Origin of the sequence: Alteribacillus sp. YIM 98480 (genome assembly GCF_009765375.1) — a bacterium.
GTDB lineage: Bacteria > Bacillota > Bacilli > Bacillales > Marinococcaceae > Alteribacillus.
This window is the reverse complement of record NZ_VTOK01000007.1, coordinates 115603-134340: the sequence shown is the minus strand read 5'-3', so window position 1 is coordinate 134340 and position 18738 is coordinate 115603. Positions and strand designations below refer to the sequence as shown.

17 protein-coding genes are annotated in these 18738 nt (G+C 39.7%); 2 read left to right on the top strand and 15 right to left on the bottom strand.

What is annotated here, in order from left to right; genetic code table 11:
• Nucleotides 1-3: 3 nt before the first annotated feature.
• The 3 genes from ald to FZF09_RS10685 all read right to left on the bottom strand — a co-directional run bounded on the left by ald (nt 4) and on the right by FZF09_RS10685 (nt 2434).
• Nucleotides 4-1119, bottom strand: coding sequence for an alanine dehydrogenase (ald, locus tag FZF09_RS10695; RefSeq protein WP_158736589.1), 1116 nt, complete (start codon nt 1117-1119; stop codon nt 4-6).
• Nucleotides 1120-1245: 126 nt separating this feature from the next.
• Nucleotides 1246-1623, bottom strand: coding sequence for a hypothetical protein (locus FZF09_RS10690; RefSeq protein WP_158736588.1), 378 nt, complete (start codon nt 1621-1623; stop codon nt 1246-1248).
• A gap of 52 nt (nt 1624-1675) precedes the next feature.
• Entirely contained in the window at nt 1676-2434 is a 759-nt protein-coding gene (locus tag FZF09_RS10685; protein WP_158736587.1) for an SDR family oxidoreductase, read from the bottom strand.
• Between the two features lie 822 nt (nt 2435-3256).
• Here FZF09_RS10685 and FZF09_RS10680 point away from each other — a divergent pair.
• Nucleotides 3257-3691, top strand: a complete 435-nt coding sequence (locus FZF09_RS10680; RefSeq protein ID WP_091581747.1) for a universal stress protein — start codon at nt 3257-3259, stop codon at nt 3689-3691.
• Nucleotides 3692-3882: 191 nt separating this feature from the next.
• Here the strand turns inward: FZF09_RS10680 and argH are convergent, their stop codons facing one another.
• A complete protein-coding gene (gene argH, locus FZF09_RS10675; protein WP_158736586.1) occupies nt 3883-5262 on the bottom strand; it encodes an argininosuccinate lyase in 1380 nt (459 codons plus the stop codon).
• Entirely contained in the window at nt 5259-6464 is a 1206-nt protein-coding gene (locus FZF09_RS10670) for an argininosuccinate synthase (protein ID WP_158736585.1), read from the bottom strand. The genes argH and FZF09_RS10670 overlap by 4 nt, the downstream gene beginning before the upstream one ends.
• Nucleotides 6465-6864: 400 nt before the next feature.
• Here FZF09_RS10670 and FZF09_RS10665 point away from each other — a divergent pair, with 400 nt between their 5' ends.
• Nucleotides 6865-7179, top strand: a complete 315-nt coding sequence (locus FZF09_RS10665) for a hypothetical protein (protein ID WP_158736584.1) — start codon at nt 6865-6867, stop codon at nt 7177-7179.
• Here the strand turns inward: FZF09_RS10665 and FZF09_RS10660 are convergent.
• From FZF09_RS10660 to FZF09_RS10615, 10 genes are all read right to left on the bottom strand, one after another.
• Nucleotides 7159-8001 carry an EcsC family protein gene (locus tag FZF09_RS10660; RefSeq protein WP_158736583.1) on the bottom strand — a complete coding sequence of 281 codons (843 nt, stop codon included), beginning with the start codon at nt 7999-8001 and terminating at the stop codon, nt 7159-7161. The genes FZF09_RS10665 and FZF09_RS10660 overlap by 21 nt on opposite strands.
• Entirely contained in the window at nt 7958-10438 is a 2481-nt protein-coding gene (locus FZF09_RS10655; RefSeq protein WP_158736582.1) for a Lon protease family protein, read from the bottom strand. Before FZF09_RS10655 ends, FZF09_RS10660 begins: the two co-directional genes overlap by 44 nt.
• 210 nt (nt 10439-10648) lie before the next feature.
• Nucleotides 10649-11836, bottom strand: coding sequence for an acetate/propionate family kinase (locus FZF09_RS10650; RefSeq protein ID WP_158736581.1), 1188 nt, complete (start codon nt 11834-11836; stop codon nt 10649-10651).
• 249 nt (nt 11837-12085) lie between these two features.
• Entirely contained in the window at nt 12086-13078 is a 993-nt protein-coding gene (locus FZF09_RS10645) for a class I SAM-dependent methyltransferase (protein WP_158736580.1), read from the bottom strand.
• 163 nt (nt 13079-13241) lie between these two features.
• A complete protein-coding gene (tpx, locus tag FZF09_RS10640) occupies nt 13242-13742 on the bottom strand; it encodes a thiol peroxidase (protein WP_158736579.1) in 501 nt (166 codons plus the stop codon).
• A gap of 249 nt (nt 13743-13991) precedes the next feature.
• Entirely contained in the window at nt 13992-14429 is a 438-nt protein-coding gene (ytfJ, locus tag FZF09_RS10635) for a GerW family sporulation protein (protein ID WP_158736578.1), read from the bottom strand.
• Complete coding sequence (locus FZF09_RS10630) at nt 14429-15109, bottom strand: DUF2953 domain-containing protein (protein WP_158736577.1); 681 nt, start codon at nt 15107-15109, stop codon at nt 14429-14431. Before FZF09_RS10630 ends, ytfJ begins: the two co-directional genes overlap by 1 nt.
• Before the next feature lie 264 nt (nt 15110-15373).
• The gene (locus FZF09_RS10625) at nt 15374-15940 is read right to left on the bottom strand and encodes an RDD family protein (protein ID WP_158736576.1); all 567 of its coding nucleotides are present in this window, start codon (nt 15938-15940) and stop codon (nt 15374-15376) included.
• 13 nt (nt 15941-15953) lie between these two features.
• The gene (gene sppA / locus FZF09_RS10620) at nt 15954-16952 is read right to left on the bottom strand and encodes a signal peptide peptidase SppA (RefSeq protein ID WP_158736575.1); all 999 of its coding nucleotides are present in this window, start codon (nt 16950-16952) and stop codon (nt 15954-15956) included.
• A 13-nt stretch (nt 16953-16965) separates the two neighbouring features.
• Nucleotides 16966-18573, bottom strand: a complete 1608-nt coding sequence (locus FZF09_RS10615) for an amidohydrolase (RefSeq protein ID WP_158736574.1) — start codon at nt 18571-18573, stop codon at nt 16966-16968.
• Nucleotides 18574-18738 lie beyond the last annotated feature (165 nt).

Sequence of the window (18738 nt, the reverse complement as noted above, 5' to 3'; positions counted from 1 at the left end):
CAATTAAGATATTATATTTTGTAAGTTAGTATAAGGGATATCCTGGGCATCAGCTATAGCTTTATACACAAGGGAGCCATGAATGGTGTTTACCCCCATAAATAAGGCGTTATCTTCTCTACATGCTGTTTCAGCTCCTTTGTTGGCTAACGCAATCGCATATGGCACGGTAACATTCGTTAAAGCTAAAGTGGAGGTGCGCGGAACAGCACCTGGCATGTTTGCAACGGCGTAATGAATAACATCATGTCTTGTATAAACAGGATTATCATGCGTGGTAATGTGATCGGTTGTTTCAAATATACCACCCTGGTCTATCGCCACATCTACAAGTACCGAGCCCGGATCCATGCTCTTCACCATTTCTTCTGTTACGAGCTTTGGGGCTTTTGCGCCTGGAATAAGGACGGCCCCTATGACAAGATCTGACTCCTTTACAGCCTCTGCAACCGTCACTGGATTTGAAATCATAGTATGAATATCTTTTCCGAATATATCATCCAGTTCTCTTAGCCGCGCTGGATTTATATCAAGAATCGTCACCTCTGCTCCCAGTCCTGAAGCAATTTTAGCTGCATTCGTTCCAGCCGTTCCTCCTCCAATGACTGCAGTTTTTCCCCGTTTCACCCCCGGCACCCCTGATAATAGAATGCCTTTGCCGCCTTTCGTTTTTTCTAAAAACTGAGCTCCCATTTGCGCAGCCATTCTCCCGGCTACTTCACTCATGGGAGTTAACAAGGGCAGCGAACCATCTGGGAGCTGTACCGTTTCATAAGCAATCGCGGTCACCTTATTATCGACAAGGGCTTTTGTCAGTTCGGGAAGAGGAGCAAGGTGCAAGTACGTAAACAATATCAACCCTTCCCTAAAATAAACATACTCCTCAGGCACGGGCTCCTTAACTTTAACAACCATATCTTGGGCCCATGCTTCCTGGGGGGTATCAACCATTATCGCTCCCGCCGATTCAAATTCTATATCAGTAAAGCCAGATCCTGATCCTGCTCCTTTTTCAACATATACCTCATGATGCTGCTCTTTGAACTGCAGAACGCCTCCTGGTGTAAGTGCTACTCGGTTTTCGTTGTTTTTGACCTCCTTTGGCACTCCAATCTTCATATCTCATTCTCCTTCCCTCTTCTATTCTTATTCCTTTTATACCCTTTCCTATCCATTTTCATGTAGATTTTACAACAGAAAGAAAAAGCCCAGAAGTATTAGTACTCCTGCGGCTTCATCATCTTGTTATTCTGTTTCCTCCTGCCATAACCATGTATATAAATCCCCGTTCTCATCCTGCCATCTTACATCTAAACGAGTCAATCCTTCACATCCGTTGTTTTTAAATGCTTCAGCTAACTCCTCATCCGTAACATCTTTGTTTACGTTTGCATTCTGATAAACAGATTCCACTTTATCTTTTGCCTCTTCTCCGTGAAAAGCCTGCCCTTCCATATGGTATTCAAAATCATTTGGACTATTATATTCCCAATGATAAACACCGTCTTCTGTTTCGGCTGTAGCTTTAAAGAGAAAAATTTCACTTAGCGCTTGTGCTTCAGCCATCTGAACGGAAAAAGGAAGGCTTAGCATTACAACGAAAAAAGTAAGAGATATCTTCACCGTCATCACCTCATATGTAAGGTGCCAATTATTAGGATATTTTATTCATGATTCAGCGTCGTTTATGCAATACGTCTACACCGCCAGTAACTTCAATAATAGAGCCCGTAATCATATCAGAATCTTCTTCACATAAAAAAGTAATCGTTCTTGCAATATCTTCTCCGGCTGCCGGACGTCCTACGGGTGTATTTTTATCCTGTACGGACTTGGCAGTTTTGATAGAAGATTCTTTATAGTCTTCTGTAATTACCCCCGGGCATACCATGTTAACAGTTATTCCATGTTCTGCTTCTTCAATGGAAACCGTTTTTGTTAAAGACACCAATCCTGTTTTAGCTGCAGCATAGGCGGAGCGGTAAATCCATGCCGGAGCTTCCTGTGCGCCTTGAAAACCATACGTAACAATTCTGCCAAAATGCTGCGCTCTCATTAGTGGAATGACTTCCTGAAACAAATAAAACATCGATGATAAATTACCATTCACCATTTCATTCCATTCACTTGCGGTGTAATCCATTAGCTTTTTTCTTTCAAAAATATAAGGTCCGGCATTATTAACAAGAATATCGATTCTCCCAAATGCGCCATAGGCTTTTTCTGTCAGGTTTTTTAAATCTTCTGGCTTAGTGACATCAGCTTGCACAAACTGAATACGATCTTCAGCGTCACTCCATTCTTCTTTCATTTTATTCATTGCCGCAAGATCGTTTCGATAACTTACTGTAATGGAATACCCTTTATGTAAAAAACGTTCGGAAACTTTTTTCCCTAATCCTTTTGTTCCTGCTGTAACAAGTGCATGACGCATGAAAAGCTCCTCCTTCAACAATAAGAAAGAAATATACAGCTCTATTTATTTTGAAAATGTATAAGATAAACAATAAGTCGGTACAGTATTAACAAATTTCGATAGTCATGTGTGTATTTAGTAGAAGTCTTTATCTTAGGTTGTTCAGGGCTCTTTCGCTTTCTTAAGGCGGCCAGCCGAGTTTTTCTGTTACTTCCATCTTACTACGAAAAGCTGCTCTCGTAAAAAATATTAAATGTTTGTCCAAGCACACATTAGGGAAAAATATAAGAAAAGCGCAAGCGCCTTAAGAAAAGCGCAAGCGCCTTAAAAGAAGGAAGTTCGGCTACGAGCGTCACGTCCTGTGACAACGCCGAACTGACTCCCATCCTGGGAGCCCGCGACAGGGTCTGGAGCTTTCGTGCAGGGTCGCCTGCGGCTCGGAGTCACAAGGGAAGACATAAGACGTTCAGCTAATTTAAATGAACTTCTACTAAGATCGCACACGTCCAGTGTGCAACGTAGAAGTCACCACATCGTGTGGAAGTACGTCCTGTGACAATGCTGAACTGGCTTGCACAGGAGGTGTTGACTTTTGCGTTGCGACAGGACGTTCGCGGTTTTAGCAAAAGTTCCTCTTTATCGTGTGTGCCTGAGCGGCTGGGCGGCTGAAGCTAGACATCAAAAACGCCAACTATTTATAGTTTCTTACCTTTTAAAAAAGAACATGTCGCAATCGCTCATTTTTTACACCTATTTTGTGACGTACAATACATCTAATGTATACCTTTACATGATATAATAATAATGGAAAGAGCAGTATTTTACAGGGGGGTATGGAAAATGCCAAAGTATCACAATATTCTTGTTGCAGTAGATGGATCGAATGAGGCAAAGCGTGCTTTCAAAAAAGCGGCCGACATTGCTGGTGAAAATAATGCCAAATTGGTAATTGCTCACATCATCGATACCCGTACATTTGCTACAATTGAACAATACGACAGAACGATTGTGTCTCGAGCAGAAAAATACGGGCAGGAACTTCTCGATCAATACAAGGGGGAAGCTAATCAAGCTGGGGTTGAAGAAGTTACTACTGTTATAGATTTTGGTTCACCTAAAGTTAAAATTCCTAAAGATATTGCTAAGCGTTATGAAACCGATTTGATCATTACAGGGGCTACTGGGTTAAATGCAGTAGAACGTATGTTGATTGGAAGTGTTTCCGAAGCTATTGCAAGACAAGCTAAATGTGACGTTATGATTGTGCGTTCTTAACGATAAGACGAAGAAATATTAGAACTTTACGGCTTATGCTTATATGACTATTTCCAATAAAAAAAGAGCAGACATGGAAGCGATAGCTTCTTGCTGCTCTTTTTTTATATTTTGTTTAACTTTTTTAAAGGATCAAAGATTTAAGTAAAACTACACTTCCGCTATTTGGACTTGGAAGTTTTGCTAATCTCTTACTTTTGTTTTACTTTTTCCTGTCCTAACTCAATGGCTTTTTTCACTTGTTCAAATCCGGTTCCGCCGGCACTGTTTCTTCTTTTCACTACGGTGGAAGGCTTAAGCACTTCATAGATATCTTCTTCAAATAGATCGCTTGCTTGTTTGTAGTCTTTCATAGATAAATCAAGCAAATAAATATCCTTTTGTATACACAACAGTACCAACTTACCTACTACTTCATGTGCTTCTCTAAACGGCATACCTTTTGATGCTAAATAATCAGCAAGTTCTGTTGCATTGGAGAAATCGGAGTGGGTTTCCTTTTCCATGACACCTGTATTCACCTTCATCGTTTCAATCATACCGGTAAATATTTTCACAGACCCTTTTACGGTTGTGACGGTATCAAACATACCCTCTTTGTCTTCTTGCATATCCTTGTTGTAAGCTAAAGGCAGCCCTTTTAGCAATGTTAAAAGAGAAAACAAATTACCATAAACCCTTCCCGTTTTTCCGCGAATTAATTCAGCCATATCAGGGTTTTTCTTTTGCGGCATAATGCTGCTTCCGGTCGCAAATGTGTCGTCTAGCTCGATAAATTGAAACTCCTGGCTCGACCATAGAATAAATTCTTCCGCAAGACGAGAAAGATGCATCATGATCATAGAAGATGCACTCATAAATTCGAGAATAAAATCACGGTCACTTACTGCATCAAGACTGTTTTCATAAATGCCGTCAAATTCCAACAGCTCTGCTGTATAATGACGGTCTATTGGAAAAGTTGTCCCAGCAAGTGCGCCGGCACCTAGCGGGGAAATATTCAGCCGTTTCAAGCTATCTTCAAGCCTAGTGTAATCACGTTCTAGCATCCAGAAATACGCCATTAAGTGATGAGCAAATGAAACAGGCTGGGCCCGCTGCAAGTGCGTGTAGCCAGGAATAATCGTTTCAACATGTTGTTCTGCTTGTCCAAGCAGCGCTTCTTGCATTTGTTTAACAAGCTCCATTATTTCATTCGTATGCTTTCTTAAATAAAGATGCATATCAGTAGCAACTTGATCATTTCTGCTGCGGCCTGTGTGCAGCTTTCCTCCAACCGGACCGATTTCATCCGTTAAAAACTTTTCGATATTTAAATGAATATCTTCATTTTGAACAGAGTATTCCAATTCGTTCTTGTCCGCTTTTTGTAAAAGTGTTTTTAACCCTTGTGTAATTGTTTTTGCTTCTTCATCTGTAATAATATCGCAGGCAGCTAGCATTTTTACATGTGCCAGGCTTCCTGTAATATCTTCTTCTACAAGCTCTTTATCAAAAGGGATGGATGCCCCAAAGGCATCCACCCATTCTTCCGCGCTTTTAGTAAATCTTCCGCCCCATAGCTTTGTCATACATTTACACCTTTCTTGTTTACCATGCTGTGTACTTTTGTCGGCAGTCCCCATAGTTCGATAAAGCCAACTGCTGCATTTTGATTGAATTCGTCCTCAGGTGTATACGTTGCAAGCTTTTCATTGTATAGAGAAAGGTCTGATTTTCTTCCTTCTACAATGGCATTTCCTTTAAACAGCTTCACTCTAACAAGACCAGTTACATTTTGCTGTGTTTCTTGTAAAAACGCTTCGAGTGCGTTTCTAATTTGGGAGAACCATAGCCCTTCATAGATCACTTCAGATAGCTTTTTCTCTACTACTGGTTTGAAATGAGCTACCTCTTTTGGAAGAGTGAGGTCTTCTAGTTCTTTATGTGCTTTAATTAATGTCATAGCACCCGGGCACTCGTATACTTCTCTTGATTTAATACCTACCATTCTATTTTCCACATGATCGATTCTGCCAATTCCGTGCTTTCCGGCAACAGCATTAAGCTCCAAAATTAATTCATCCAGTTCGTAAGCCGTACCGTTTAATGCAACAGGTTTTCCTTGATTAAATTCAATTTCGATAATATCTGCCGCGTCCGGAGTTTTTTCAATCGGATTAGTAAGCTCATATGCTCCTTCAGGAGGAGTAGCCCATGGATCTTCAAGAACACCGCATTCATTACTTCTGCCCCAGAGGTTTTGGTCTACGGAATAAGGATTGTCAAGATCAATCGGAATTGGAATCTCATGCTTTTTCGCATATTCAATCTCTTCATCTCTGGACCAGCCCCACTCTCTTACTGGTGCAAGCACTTCGAGATCAGGATTTAAAGCTTGAATGGATACTTCAAAACGAACTTGGTCATTCCCTTTACCCGTGCAGCCATGTGCAACAGCATCCGCGTTTGTTTGTTCCGCAATTTCCACAAGTTTTTTCGAAATGAGCGGTCTTGAAAGAGCCGATACGAGCGGGTATTTTTGTTCATAAAGTGTATGAGCCTGCATAGCCGGCAGAACAAACTCTTCTGCAAACTCTTTTTTAGCATCAATCGTGTATGATTGAACTGCACCAACTTGCAGTGCTTTTTCTTTTACAAATTCAAGGTCTTTGCCTTCTCCTACGTCTAACCCTACAGCTACCACGTCGTAACCATTATCGCTAAGCCACTGAATTGCAACGGAAGTATCAAGCCCTCCGGAATATGCAAGTACTACTTTTTTATTCGCCATTTATAAATTCCCTCCACCTTCATGCATTGAATATTCATACTGAAGTTATTATTTTTATACATTGTTTTGCAAAAATATGAGAGGCCTTTGCCTCACCCTCAAAACAGTAGGTAATGTATGTTTCGTTGTTATTAATTACTTTAACAAGGGTTATGACATTTTGCAATACTTATTCATAAAAAAGCATAAAAATTTATTTTTTGTCATTAAACATGATAGTATCGTGAGCGGTTTCTAACGTTGATATGAACGGACGAATTCACAGCATTTTAATTTATTCATTCCTGGAAAAGTACTGAAAACACCAGCCTTCAATGTTATACTGTATTCATTCCACCAACAAAAATCGAGGCTGTTTTTGATATTATTATGGTATGAATGAGGAAGGGAAGTGATGCATATGTCTTGCAAATTTTTAAAAGATCCCCGCCTTGGAATAGAGCTTCCCATTCTCGAAAAAGAATGGGAAGCGTATGAACCAGAAATGCAAAACATTATTATAGGAAAATGGGAAGAAATCCGCGGTCAGATTCCAGAACGAATTGCAGAGATTGAAGAAGACATTAATTCCAAACAAGCATGGCTTGATATAGAAGAAAATTTTGAAAAGTGCTGTCAGCTCAATAAGGAGATCGCAGAGCTAGCCTCCAAAATTAATGATCTCTGGCTTTGGTATCGGACGCATCCGACGGTGTCACATTACATGTTCAGCTAAATAGCGTTTTTCATAGAAAAAACCAGCCCATTCGGAAACTTGCTTTGTTAATTGATAATTACAAGCTGCGCCTGTCGCTATCCCAATGACAGGCACGCCGTACATCAGTTTTTTACGGAAAGCCTTTAATAAAAACAGCTTGCAAGTTTGACGAAGCGGCTGCTGCAGCCAGTCTGCATCCACAATTTTTTCTTCTCCTTCATAAAACCAAGGGAATTCACTTTCTTTTTCAGCTTCTTGTTCTAACTCTTCCCATGCTTGTTTCTGCATGTTTTGAGGAAGAGAAGCTCCATGAAATACTTTCAAAGCTATCATCATCTCAAATGGATTCCTCAGATCATACCCGTAACAAAGTGCACTAAGCTGGACTGTTCGTAAGTTGATAAGGAAAACGGCAGGAAGATCACTCATATTAAGAATAACTCCTCCCATTCCTGTCATTCCTCCTTGCCCGAGTGAGAAAAGGCGTTGTTTTGCCATAAGCTGATAATGAATAAAGTGAAGCTGGTTTATAGTCAGCCTTTTTAAATCCTGAATATCTTTTACATCTTCATCAAAAATACGAGCCTCTAAAATAATACGTTTTTCTGCTTCTTCATGAAAGCGTGAATGAAGAATGAAAGACTGAGCATAAAATAAAAAACGATCTGTCATATTAAGCAAGTATTTTTTTTGTTTTCGCGGCAATGTATTAATTAATTTTTCTAAGGTTTTATCAAACAGGCGTGTATACATATTATGGCTCTTAGACAACTGGTTCTCCCAATGAATGATTTCTTTATATCGTTGTTCTGCCCTGCTTTCCTGGGGCAAAGTCGCCATCTTTATATGTTTCCTCCTTATCTTCTTGGGATTTATCTTCCAAAAACTTTTGTTGAGACAACGTATGAAGCATTTTCAATATTCTTCTCTGTACTGTACCGTATACAGTCTCTTCCGGATACTTACCATCCTCATCTTTTTCGCCAGCTGGCATACCCGTTAAAATTTCGATCCCATCTTTTATCGTTGAAACCGCCCATACATGAAAAAGGTTGTTTTCTATTGCTTCAATTACTTCATTACGCAGCATCAAATGCTTTACATTCTGGTGAGGAATGATAACGCCCTGTGTGCCGGTCAGACCTTTTTTACGGCAGACATAGAAAAATCCTTCTATCTTTTCATTCACTCCGCCAATAGACTGCACTTCTCCAAATTGATTTACCGAACCAGTGACAGCAATGTCCTGGCGAAGCGGGATTTGACCTAAAGAAGATAATAATGCATAAAGCTCCGTGCTTGAAGCACTGTCGCCATCAACCATGAAATAAGATTGTTCAAACGTTATACTAGCAGCTAACGGTAAAGGATAGTCTTGAGCAAATTCAGCCTGTAAATAGCCGGATAATATATGAAGGCCTTTTGTATGTATGGAGCCTGTTAATAATGATTCCCTATCAATATTTACGATCCCTTTCCGCCCCACATAGGTTCTTGCTGTAACTCTAGTCGGATGGCCAAATGAATATTCCCCGGTATGAGATACGACCAGGGCATTTAGCTGGCCAATTGCCCTGCCATCTGTTGAAATCATGATCGTTCCGTCATCTATTGCTTCATAAAGCCGCTGTTCGCTGCGATTAGATCTAAAAAACCTTTCTTTTAATGCTTCGCTTATATGCCGATCTTTTATAAAAGATTCATTTTCTTTTTCCGCCCAATAGTTTGCTTCAATTAATATTTCGGTGACTTCATGAAAACGTGTGGACAGTTTCCCTCTATTATTAGCTAATCTTGTACTGTAATCGATCACTTTTGCCAATGCTTCTTTCGTTAAGTGGTGCAGCTTTTCTTTTCTGCAAAAGGATGCTACAAATGAAGCGTAATCTAGTTGATGTTTAATATTTCTTTCCATGTCAGTATCAAAATCAACTTTCACTTTAAACAGTTTTTTGAAATCTTCATCTGCTCGATATAAAAGCTGATATAAAGAAGGAGTACCGATTAATATTACTTTTATTTTAAGTGGTATTGCTTCAGGTTTGATAACACTTTTTGTAAATACTTCCGTATCTTCATAGGAATTTTCCATACGCAGTTCGCCAGTTCTTAAGACTTGCTTTAATGCTTTCCAAGAATAAGGGTGGGATAATACATCAGCAGCATTGAGAATAAGATAGCCCCCGTTTGTCAGATGCAGACTCCCCGCTCTCATCATAGAAAAATCAGTTGAGACAGAGCCAAACGTATTTTTGTAGTCGACTTTTCCAAAGAGATTGGCATATGAAGGATGTATTTCATATATTACTGGTGCTCCTTTGGTTTGACTATGATCAACTAGAACATTCACTTTATATCTTTGCTTTACGTCCTTGGACACTTGAAGAATGGTGTTCAATTCTTCTTCATCGCTTTCTTTTTTCGGTAAAAATTGTTTCCAATGCTGGATGACGTCCTGTTCTAATTCATTTAAATAATTAAGCACACTAGAAAATTCTTGATAATCTTCTTTTACAGATGAAATAAAACCGTGAATCGATTGATGAACTAATTGTTCTTCCGCTTTTCTTAACTGTTTACGAAGTTTTCTTTTTGCAATCTGCTGGTAACGCAGAACTTCATTTACGTTTCTCGTTAATTGCTTGCTTTTTTTCATAACTTTTTCTCTAATATCATCTGGGAGCTGGTTAAATGACTCATCACTATGGGCTTCTCCGTTTTCATCTAAAGGAATTGCAACGACCCCTTGCTGACTTCTTTCAATGGTAAACTCCTGCTCCCTTGCCTGCTTTTCAAGATCGCTCCATTTTTTGTTCATTAATTCTTCATGCTGCTGCGCCATTTCCACTTTCTTGCGTTCGAATGGTTTCCCTGTTAGAACTTTCTCAATTTCATCCTCAATGTCCTGCATAAGTTCTTCTACGTCCTGAGCAAACACACTTCCTGTTCCTGCAGGCATAGCAATCGCTTTTGGTTTATCCGGATTTTGAAAATTGTATGTATAAACCCAATCAGGCGGTGTTTCTTTCGCCATTGCTGTTTCTTTTGTTTTTCTTTTTGCATATGTAGTTTTCCCTGTTCCACTCGGGCCCGTTAAAAACAAATGATGCCCTTCGTTTCTTACATTCAGTCCAAAATCCATCGCTTTAACAGCACGATGCTGTCCAATGATTCCTTTGTTTTCTTGTTCAATCTCAGCCGTTGTTTCAAACGAAAACATCTCTGGATCACATCGTTCTGCAAGATTGTTTATATTTACTTTTAAATCGGTCCGCATTCCATACCTCCATTCATTATTATTTATGGTTGTTACTAAGTATTCGAGAATAAAGACTAATTTCCTTTTAAAGCAGTCAGAAATCTTGGCCCTGTTCGATTAAATCTGGTTATGGGAAAAACTTGGCTTGTTATAATGTCCATTTTTTACATGTTGAAAAAGCCTTTCCTTCTAGCATATTTAGCGTTAGAAGAAAAGGCTTTTTTTATTTTATTGGCCGAGACGAAGCGTGTCCCGAGCAATCATTACTTCTTCATTTGTAGGAACGATAAGAACGTTAACCGGAGAACCTTCTTTATTAATAAAAGCTTCTTCTCCGCGAATATCGTTTTTCTTTTCATCAAATTGTACACCCATAAATTCTAGGCCTTTGCATACTTTTTCCCGAATGGTCACACTGTTTTCGCCTACACCTGCAGTAAACACTATTGCGTCTAGGCCATTCATGCTTGCTGCATATGCACCTATATACTTATGAATTCTTGTAGTATAAATGTCTAAAGCCGTTTGAGCTTTTTCATCGCCCTCTTTTGCATGTTCTTCAATGTCACGAAGGTCGCTTGAAAACTCACTTAACCCTAACATTCCGCTTTCTTTATTGAATACGGAAATAATTTCTTCGGCAGTTTGACCGGTTTTTTCCATTAAAAATGGAATCAGCGCCGGGTCCAGATTTCCAGTACGAGTGCCCATCGTCACTCCTGCAAGCGGTGTAAAGCCCATAGACGTATCGACAGATTTGCCGCCGTCGATCGCTGTAATACTAGCTCCGTTTCCTATGTGACAGGAAATAATCTTTAGATCCTTTTGCGGCTGCTCCATTAGTTCTGCTGCACGCTGGCCGACATATTTATGAGAAGTACCATGAAAACCATATTTTCGAATACCATATTTCTCATAATACTCATAAGGTACACTGTATAAGTACTTTTCTTTTGGCATCGTTTGATGAAATGCCGTGTCAAATACGGCTACAGCTGAGACATCTGGGAGAATTTCTTTGAATGCTTTAATGCCGACAATATTGGCAGGGTTATGAAGCGGGGCAAGTTCACTTACTTCTTCAATCCCTTTTACAACTTTTTCATCTATTAAAACAGAATCAGAGAATTTTTCTCCTCCATGAACCACCCGGTGTCCAATTCCGTTGATCTCGTCTAATGAATCGATAATACGGTGTGCAGTGAGACCTTCTAATAATTTTTTAACTGCTATGGAGTGATCTGGAATCGGCGTTGTTTCACTAACTTTCTCTCCATCCACTTCTATCGTAATTTTAGGACCGTCAAGCCCGATTCTTTCTACGAGACCTTTTGTTATCACTTCTTCTTCAGGCATATTTAGCAGCTGAAATTTTAAAGACGAGCTGCCTGCATTAATAGCCATGATTTTAGCCATGAAAAAATGCTCCTTTTCTATAAATTAACGCTTTTCTCGTTATGTTGTGATTTACCTTCTCTATTTAAACACCCGGCCTTGCCAATTGCAAGCGAACCCTTGGTATATCAGTGAAATTCAATACATTCATTAAATTCAGATATGTAGGCGTTTCCGTGTTTTTTCACTTATACTTTACTTCTTTAATAAAATAAAACATTCTTAAATATAAAAAACAGCGACCTTTTCTAAGGTACGCTGCTTTATATATTAAGAAGTAAAGCCTTGTTCTTGAAACCATTTATCCATTTGCTGCACCATATCTAAAAGAGCGTCTTGTTTAGAAAAAGATGGGAGCTCAGCAAGTAAAGCCTGTCCTGGCTGAACTACGTTCGGTCCTTTTTTCTGGAGCAGCCAAATGCTTTTTCCGAATTGATCCGTTTTAAACATAGAGGAAGGCAGCTGCAAAAGACCAAGTATAACAGCTTCATCTTTAATATACTGATGCAATGCAGGTGCTTGTTCACTCTCAAACAAAAAGTTAGGGATGAGCAGTACTAAAAATCCGCCTTCTTTTAAATGGTTTATACTCTTTTCAATCAATAAATGATGAACATAGGAATGGCCGCTTTTAGCCTTTAACGTGAAGGACTCAGCTACTTCGTCTTTTGGATAATAGCCTGCTGGAAGATCAGAGACGACCACATCGACTGGCGGAGAGGCGAGCTGCTCAATGCTGTCTTGGTGGAATAGTTCTACGTCATGCTCTTGCAAGTTAGAGAGAACATAGGCAATGTTCAGTAAGGTCTCATCCACTTCTGCACCATAAGCTAGACTTTCTTTTGAAAGTTGATTTAATACAGCACTCAAAAGGTTGGCAGTTCCGGCAGCAGGGTCTAGCAGTGCCAATGATTCTTTTTTAGAAGTTAGTTTATTAACGAGATACCCCATAAACATTGCAACCGCATCAGGCGTCATAGCATGGTGAGGCTGAACCGCTTCTTTCATTCCTTTTATGACGGCAAGCTGAAATGCTTTACGGATTTCTTCTTTTTTCATTTCTTTCGGTAATTCTTCTGTTATTTTCTTTTCCAGCCGCTTTTTTTCTTTTTCAGGCAGCGATTGTATGACGGCCTGTTGAAAAATATTTTCTCCGCTCTCAGCTAATGCTTCTAAGTATGTCATCTCTGAATGACTTTGAATAGAAACAGCCATGTCATCAATCAAGGCATGCAGCTTTTCTACTTCGGTTACCGGTTGCATGGTATATCGCCCTTTCCACGAAATTCTATCTCTTATATTATTCGAGTTTTCATGTCTTTTCCCTTCGAAAGTATAGCAAAAATAAAAGGACAAGGACAATAAAAACCCCATTCCTATTAAATAAGGAACAGGGCTGACATGTCTCTATTTATAAATGCTTGATTTATTTAGCCTCTTTCGCTGCATTTACAGCCGCTTCATAGTCCGGATGATTGGTAGCTTCCGACACATACTCGGTGTACGTTACTTCATCATTGCTGTCTATCACAAAAATGGAACGTGCTAACAAACGAAGCTCTTCGATTGCTACTCCGTAATTTTTACCAAAGGAAAGGTCGCGGTGATCGGATAACACTTGAAGGTTTTCGATGCCTGCTGCTGCACACCATCTTTTTTGCGCGAATGGAAGGTCTGCACTGATAGTAATAACTTCTACACCATCGAGGCTTGCTGCTTCTTCATTAAAGCGGCGGGTCTGCTGGTCACATACACCAGTGTCTACAGATGGCACCACACTGATCAGGCGTACTTTTCCTTTCGTGTCTGCTAATGTTACTTCTGATAAATCATTAGCAAGCACTTTAAAATCCGGTGCTTTGTCTCCCGGTTTTACTTCCTCTCCTAACAACGTAACAGGGTTCTCTTTAAAAGTAATTTCGGCCATGTTTGTTCCTCCTCATTTTTTAAGTATGTACACTTTCAATAGTACGCTTCTATTTCTCACTTTTCAAACAACATCAATTATTGTACTTACCCTTTTTAGACAAAAATAAAACCCGGCAGAAATACATGTTTTCTGCACGGGTAAAAGATAAACCCAGATATACCGCTGAACCCAGGGTTATTGCTGTATTACAGTACAGGGGTATCCGCTGCAAGGAATAGAAGTTTACCAAAACGAAATATATTCTTACTAAATAGGTGGCGTTTGCCCTGGCGGATTTTGACCGTTGTTTTGATTATTTTGATTTCCGTTTCCTTTAAGCATATCTTGTATTTTTTCTACCACTTGCGGCGTAAATTCAAGCAATTTTTCGTAAAGATGTGTGCTTTCATCCATGTGTACCATTTTTACGCCTTTCGAATTAACGATAAGAAAAGCAATAGGAGTAATCGATACACCACCACCGCTTCCTCCTCCAAACGGGTGGTCCATCGCTGCATCACTGCTGCCGTTTTTCATAAATTCACTTCCACCGGCGGCAAAACCGAAACCTACTTTGGTTACCGGCATAATCACACTGCCATCCGGCGTTTCTACCGGATCACCCACTATGGTGTTTACGTCCACCATTTCTTTCAAGTTTTCCATCGCTGTGCGCATCAAGCCCTCAATAGGATGGTCAGTCATCAAGACGCCTCCTTGTTTTTAGTTTCTTCTTTCGTTTTTTGCCATAACTTAAATACGTTACCATTCATATGCTTCATCACACGAATTCCGGCAATGATAGCATGCCCCAGCCGCATAAAAAACATACATGAGAACGTCGTATCAGCTGCCGCTTTTTGAAAATTTGGCTTAATATCTATATTTGGAGTGCATTTCCTCTTAAATACTGCTGAAGCAATGCCAGCTGCCATGCTTTTCACAGACCAAAGCATTCCAGTAAGAAACCCTGTCCAGGCAGCATCGCCTATACCGATTTCACTTTTCCAGTCAAATTCAATCATTTTTATTTTTCCTAGAAAAGAAGTTAATATAGAGCGGAGTCCATCTATGTGTTTAAGCCATAATTGGAGCATTTCCATTTGATTTTTTAATTCTTCCGGTGTTTCTTTTATATCCTTTTCTTTGTTGTTTCCTGCCGTACTTTTTGATTTTTCTTTAAATACGACCGAATACGTTTCTTCATCAAAAGACATCACCGGTATTTCAAAGTTTTTGTAAAAAAAATACCACACCGTAATTTTTGCTCGAATATCTTGTTTCTTGCTTTTTCGCTCAAACTGAACTGATATTTCTATTGGTGTTATTATGATAAAAACAGCCAGTAATAGCAGCCCACTTGCAATAATGATAAACCAAAACATACATCATCCATCCGTCTATTATAAGTTAATTACCATTATAACCAATAATTAACATTACCAAACAGAAAGATGCTTCCTTCTTGAAGCAGACCAACATTTGTTTCCATTGATACCTATTGTCTGGCTCCATCAATGTTTCCAAAATTAGAAAAACTCGGCTTATCGCCGAGTCATTATGACGGAAGTCGCAATTTTACTTATGCTGATATGAACAGTATAAAGAAGCCCTCCCCATAACTTCCTTGTGGGAAAGGCTTCTTTGGATTATTTTTCGACATGAATTACTCTCGTATCTCCAAACATATCATGTATACCTTGTTTTTCATTTGTAAATCCAACAACGATATAAATAATGTTCGTAATCACAAGGCTTCGATGTATAAAACGGCCTACTACTTCTCGAAATATTAGGTCGGGCCACGTTAGAGGTGCTGCATTCTTACGCACTACTTTCAATCCGAAAATTATTTTTCCAAGCGTTTGACCTAACCATTTTGTCATCAATAGAAAATAAACATAAGATGTGATCGCACTAAGAACGCCTTGCAGCGTAAAAAAGCCGAGTATGTTTACCGGTTGGCTATCGAGAAACATTAATGGACTTAGAAGCAGACCGTTTATACTGAATACGATAAGCAAATCAAATAGATACGCCCAAAATCTCATCCAAAAACCGGCGTACCGTCTAGGAGGAGTACATTCTTTTTCTTCATCTGCTAAAGAAGGTGCCGGGGTTTCCTCGTAATCGTTAGAAAATTCCTCTCTTTGCTGCGCATTATATTCCGAGTACTTCTTATCGTTTTGATCTACATTTTGATTATTATTTTCCATTCCGTGCACCTCCTTAATCTGTGTATAAATACATGGCGCGCGGCGTTTCTGAGTCCATTAGCAGTTCTTTTATTCCTAACAGCTCAGCATCATTTACAATCAAGCTGCGAGCGGAAGTTCCGATAAATTGATTCAATGTAAACGCACCATGATATCGTACGACTTGCGGATTGTTTAGCCCCTGGTCTTCTTCCATCAATGTTATAGTGTCTTCAAGCGAACCTAATTCATCGACTAAATCTAGTTCCTCTGCCTGCTTTCCGGAATACACGCGGCCATCACCTATTTCACGAACTTCTTCTTCAGACATCCCGCGTCCATTTGCAATCACATTTACAAAATCACTGTAAAAGTCGTCTACCAGCGATTGAAGTATGTCTTCTTCTTCCTCTGTCATTTCACGATTTCCAGACATAATGTCTTTAAACGGGCCACTTTTAATTGTAGTAAATTCTATCCCTAACTCATCCGCTAATTCTGCAAAATTAATACTTTGCATTATAACGCCAATAGACCCGGTTACAGTCGCAGGGTGAGCAACAATTTTATCGGCCGGAGCTGCTACATAATATCCGCCTGATGCAGCCGTGTTTCCCATCGATACATAAACAGGTTTCCCATTTTCTTCTTGTATCTCTTGCACTTTGTCATGTATCTCTGCACTTTCAACGACACCGCCTCCAGGTGTATTTACGCGCAGGATAATTCCGTTTATATTAGGATTTTCCCCAGCGCTTTCAAGCATTTTCATAAATTGGCGGTGATTATACATGCTTTGATTCATAAAAGAAGGAGTATTACCTGTATCTTGAATGACTCCTTCAATATCAATTACTGCTATTTTTTCTTGCGGCTGTCCTTCTTGCATGATTTCTTCTTCAATGCCATCATCGCTTCCGCCAAACATGTTCTCGAAATTAGCAGATGCCATGGTCGTTACAAATTGGAACCCTATTGATACTGCGAGCAGCAGTGCTGCGATTCCAAGAGCAAGCCACCTTTTCCCGCTCATTTAAAGTCCTCCTCTATTCTTCGTTTTTATCCAAGTTATTGTATTGAAATTCTTCGGCAACCACTGTTCCTTTAACAGTGGTTTTCATAATATCCTCTGCGCATATATTCAAAATGTCTTGATCTAAAATAGTAAAGTCGGCGGCATAACCCGGGGCTATTTTTCCCAGTTCTTTTTCTTTCCCAATTGCTTTCGCACTTCCTGTCGTATAAAGAGATACCGCTTCATAAGGACTTAGCTTTTGTTCAGGAAGATAGCCGCTGTGGGTTTCGTATTGATTTTTTCTAGTAATGGCTGCTTGAATTCCTTCTAACGGATCAACTGGTTCAATTGGGGCATCTGAACTTCCGGCACATTCCACTCCTCTGTCGAGCAGAGTCTTCCAAGCGAATGAATAAGACAATCTGGCTGCACCAAGTCTTTCTTCTACCCAAGGAAAGTCGGACAACACGAAACGCGGCTGTAGGTCCAAGACGACATCTAATGCTTTTAATCTTTCTATTAAGTCAGGAGGCGTAATTTGAGCATGTATAATTCGATCCTTTTTGCCCATAGGAACTGGATGTGCTTCAAGGGCTTCCACCGCATATTCTAATGCTAAATCACCTATTGTGTGGATAGCAGCCGGCATGTTTATATCGCGCGCTTTTTTAACCAGTTCTTTTAAATGTTCTTTGGAATGGATAGCTACACCATAAGTGTCTGGAGAATCATTATAGGGATGGCGTAAAAGCGCTGTCCTTCCTCCAAGCGCCCCATCAGCGAAAATTTTCACGGCTCCAAATGATAGAAAGTCGTTTACAGGGCCATATTCATATCCAAGCTGCCTGAAGTCATCCAATACTTCATGATGGACAAGCAGATTGGCTCTAAACTTCCACTGCTTATCATTGATAACATCTTGAAAGGCTTGAAAGGTTCGTTGAAAACCACCGTAATAATTTAAATCCTCTGTGTGTCCGCCGGTTAGACCTTTTGCCACCATATGCGAAACGGCCGAATCTAATGCTTTTTTTAACTCTTTATCACTTACGGGCGGCTGTACTGCTTTCACTAAATCTGCAGCTTGATCCAGCAAGTATCCGGTTTCTTCGCCATTGGCATCTCTGACGATGATGCCCCCTGATGGGTCAGGTGTCTCTTTATGAATCCTCGCTTTATCCAATGCAATGGAATTTGCAAGAGCAGCATGCCGGCAAATTCTCGTCAGCAAAATAGGATTTTTCGGAGCGATTTCATCTAATTCTGCTTTGTGAAATATTTTTCTATCTGCAAAATTATTTTCGTTCCACCCTTCTCCAATCAGCCATTGCCCTTCTTTTAGCATGCCGGCTTTTTCTGCTAAAGCGTTTTTCATGGCACCAGCGTCCTTGAATGAAGACAGATCTAATCGCAGCATAGTTTCCCCTAGTCCAATCATATGTAAATGACTATCGGTAAAACCAGGAAACATGACTGCATTTTTTAAGTCAATGCGGCGGTCAATAGTGGAATATTTTCGCTCTAACATCTGTTTTTGTCCTATGGCCACTATTTTCCCTTTATCAGTATAGACAGCTTCAGTACTTTCTTTTTCATGTTCCATCGTATATATTTTTCCATTAAACCATAGCGTTCCCACCTGTTATAACACCAACTTTCCATAACTGTTTACGAATATCATCCATAAAAGTTTCACCTTTATTAACGTACAATAATTATATTGATGTGTCATCTGTTGCAATAATAATAGAAAAACTGGACTTGATGCCGGGTCCTTATGAAATACTTTAACCCTTAAAAAAGT